The 1,167-nt window shown below is 47.9% G+C and carries 2 protein-coding genes; both read left to right on the top strand.

The genetic code is table 11. The features are described 5' to 3' along the window. A partial coding sequence (locus ACRCJ0_RS14735) for a prolipoprotein diacylglyceryl transferase family protein (protein ID WP_431390955.1) occupies nt 1-220 on the top strand: 220 nt, incomplete at its 5' end. 5 nt (nt 221-225) lie between these two features. Continuing rightward, on the top strand, nt 226-1,167 hold a 942-nt coding region (locus ACRCJ0_RS14730; protein ID WP_431390954.1), incomplete at its 3' end, for an NAD(P)H-dependent glycerol-3-phosphate dehydrogenase.

The following is a 1,167-nucleotide window of genomic DNA, read 5'->3' as shown; positions in this document are numbered from 1 at the left end:
GACTACCTTACTATATCTGATCTGGTACTCATTTGGCCGCTTCTTCATCGAAGGGTTGCGGACAGACAGCTTGTGGTGGGGACCATTCCGTGTCAGCCAAGTATTAGCCGCCGTCTTATTCATCGGCGCATTATTGATTTTTGCCGCACGTCGCATGAACGACAAGTATTATGAATACTACTCTGAACACAACGGTCCAGCGTACAAATCAAATAAATAGAAAATATGCCAATAGATTGGAGAAGTGATGACTTGAAGTCCAAAAATATTGCTGTACTAGGCGCTGGTTCATGGGGAACAGCACTTGCCATGGTCCTTGCAGAAAATGGCCATCAGGTGACCTTATGGACGCATAATCCAGACCAGGCTCTTGAGATTCAAACCACTGGGAAAAATGACCATTATTTACCTGATCTAGTGGTGCCGAAGAATATCATTGCAACAAATGATATGGCCCTAGCCTTGGACCAGGCAGACTTGATCAACTTCGTCGTGCCCACCAAGGCCATACGGCAGGTAGCAAGCCAGGTTGTTGCTATTTTACAGGAGAAAAATGTGCACGAATTACCGGTCATTATGCACGCGGCTAAGGGTTTAGAGCAGGGCACCCACTTGCGGATTTCTGAGATTTTAACGGAAGTCTTCCAGCCAATCGGCCAAGCGAGGGTGGTGGTTTTATCAGGCCCAAGCCACGCAGAAGAGGTGGTCAAACATGATATTACGACTATAACAGCGGCTTCAATTGATGACGAGGCCTGTCACTTAGTCCAAGAAGTATTCATGAATGACTACTTCAGGGTCTATACCAATCCAGATATCATCGGGGTTGAACTGGCAGGATCATTGAAAAACATTATCGCTTTAGGTGCTGGCGCCTTAGTGGGAGCAGGTTACGGGGACAATGCCAAGGCGGCTTTAATCACCCGAGGACTTGCTGAAATTACCCGGTTAGGGGTGGCCATGGGCGCTGATCCGTTAACCTTTATGGGCCTTTCAGCAGTCGGTGACTTGATTGTTACCGCTACAAGTATCCACTCAAGAAACTGGCGGGCCGGCCAACAAGTTGGTCAAGGTCAAGCGGTGAAAGACGTAGAAGACCATATGGGTATGGTTGTTGAAGGGTTTGCGACAGCTGTTTCAGCCTATGAATTGGCCCAAGAAGAGGGT

The organism is Aerococcus sp. L_32 (assembly GCF_050689315.1).
This window is presented reverse-complemented; position numbering and strand designations above follow the sequence as displayed.